Here is a 2,312-nt window from a genome sequence, read left to right on the forward strand (position 1 = left end):
CTCCCGCAGCCTGAAAGCGTTGGGCAAAGAACTGGGTTGTCCAATACTGGCGCTGTCCCAGCTGAACCGGCAGGTGGAAAGCCGCGCCGATAAACGTCCGAACAACGGCGACCTGCGGGATTCCGGTTCGCTGGAGCAGGACGCTGACTTGATATTGCATCTTTACCGCGATGAAGTCTATCACGAGGAAACCCCGGATATTGGAATTGCCGAAATCATTATTGGTAAGCAGCGTCAGGGACCGACCGGCACGGTGCGTGTGCGGTTTGACGGCCGGTATACGCGTTTTTCTGATATCGACAGCGACAGGAGGTAAATGATGGGACGCAATACGTTGCATTTAGGCCGCGCCTTGTTACAGCAGGGACGACAGGCTGAGGCTACCCGCAATGACAGCCCGCCGATGACGGAAATGCCGATGGTACTGACATTAGATCAGCTACGCCCGAATCCGGATAACCCCCGCACCCGTCGCAACCCGCGTTATGACGATATCAAGGTGTCGATCAAAGCCCGTGGGCTGGATACGGTGCCGAAAGTCACGCGTGATCCGGACGGTGACGAGGCCTACATCTTCAGTGATGGCGGGAATACGCGCTATCAAATTCTGTCCGAACTGTGGCAGGAGACCGGGGATGAACGTTTTTATCGCATTCACTGCCTGTTTAAACCGTGGCCGGGGCGATTACAGTGTGTGATCGGGCATCTGGCGGAAAACGAACTGCGCGGTGATCTCAGTTTTATTGAAAAAGCCCTCGGTGTCTGTAAAGCCAGAACCCTTTATGAAGCGCAGAAACAACAGAAAATCACGCTGCGTGAGTTGTCTGCGCTGTTGGGTAAAGCCGGGTTTCCCATCAGTATCAGCTATATCAGCCGGATGGAAGATACCGTGCTGTATCTTTATCCGTGGATGCCTAATCTGTTGAGTTTGGGGCTGAACGTCCGGCAAATCCGTCAGTTGCTGGCACTGCGGCAGGATGCAGAGGCGGTCTGGCAACAGCATCTTACCAGTATAAACCCGGAACCGACCGTGACTTTTGATGAAGTCTTTGGTTCCTGCTGCCGCAAGTTCGATGCACCGGAAATCTGGTCACCGGAGATGTTCCGGGATGAGCTGATTGGCGATTTATTGCAGGCCCTGCCCCACCCGTTACTCAATTATGACCGCTGGGTCCTGGAATTAGATCCGAAAGAAAGCAACCGACAGAAGCTCTTCGGCGAGCAGGCTACGGCGTTTGAGAGTGTGCCGATGCCGGAAGGATCGGAGACGGATAACGCGGCGCAGGTTCGAGTGCAAAACAGGGGATCGAATCCACGAATAATTGCTCAACCCACCACTGATAAGGTGCAGGCACCTGAGTCAGAACCGGCTCCGGTCGATAAGGCACAAGTATCTGTTCCATCTTCCCCAAAAAAGCCGGTTATTCCGTCTTACCCGCCGGATAGCGTGAATAATCGGTCTGAACCCGTCTTGCCTGTTCCTGAAAGCGAATGTCTGCATTTTGCCCAAACCGGGCTGGAGCCGGTCAGTGCGGTCTGGGAAATTTCCCCGATGCAGGATGATATCGATCACCTGCAAAACATGGCATTCCGGCTGGCGTTTGAACTGGCGGAAGTGATGGGCTGTGACAGCGATTTGTTGTCGGGATCGGAGGCAGGTTCGGCGGGATTTTGTCTGGTGAATATGCAAAATGCCCATCCTTTTTCGCGTTTATTGCACACCCTGACCGGAGAAACCCCGGCTGACAGCAGTGAACTGACGCTGACGGCGGTTCTGCTTGGCACCGCCAGACGGGAAGAATCGCCTCTGCTGGATGATACCCGGGCCGTGAAGTTTCTGCGGCTTATCCGGGTTATTCGCCGCTTGCGTGAGCTTCAGCGTGAGAGTGTACCGGAGGCGTTGACGATGTAGTGATACCGGTGCGGGGTGCCTGCTTTTCAGTGTGTTGTTCATTCATTGCGTTTTGACTGGCCTGATAGTGGAGGAAGTGTATGAATCATTTATCGCAAGCCACCAACAGCTTGCTGATGCAGCTGGTGATGGATTTGAAGAACGGCTATATCCGCCGTTGTGAGGCATTGGGGCTGGCACCCGCAGAGATGCTGATGTTGCAGAGCCTGACGATTGAAGACTTGCATTACTTAGGCAACAGCCCGGTGTCGGTGCTGAGCGTTTATGTTCATCACGCCAATCTGGTGCGCATCTTGCATCAGGCACGTATCGAGCAGCAGAGGATGAAACGGATTGACCGGGCACTGGAATTAGGCGGCTCTATTGAGCTGATGCACTATTTTTTGGCCTGTCCAGTCTG

General features: G+C 54.2%; 3 protein-coding genes. All 3 read left to right on the forward strand.

The window, feature by feature from the left end; translation table 11 throughout:
- The coding region (locus ABLA76_RS17220; protein ID WP_348988866.1) for a DnaB-like helicase C-terminal domain-containing protein at positions 1–316 on the forward strand (316 nt) is incomplete at its 5' end.
- 3 nt (positions 317–319) lie between these two features.
- Entirely contained in the window at positions 320–1,912 is a 1,593-nt protein-coding gene (locus ABLA76_RS17225) for a ParB family protein (protein ID WP_348988868.1), read from the forward strand.
- Between the two features lie 80 nt (positions 1,913–1,992).
- Positions 1,993–2,312, forward strand: a 320-nt coding sequence (locus ABLA76_RS17230; protein ID WP_348988867.1) for an STY4526/YPO1902 family pathogenicity island replication protein, incomplete at its 3' end; no start/stop codon positions are given.

The organism is Xenorhabdus sp. SGI240, assembly GCF_040081915.1.
Taxonomy (GTDB): Bacteria; Pseudomonadota; Gammaproteobacteria; order Enterobacterales; family Enterobacteriaceae; genus Xenorhabdus; species Xenorhabdus bakwenae.

Coding starts and splice junctions, on each gene's coding strand:
- ABLA76_RS17225 (WP_348988868.1), top strand. CDS start 320: ATGGGACGCAATACGTTGCATTTAGGCCGCGCCTTGTTACAGCAGGGA.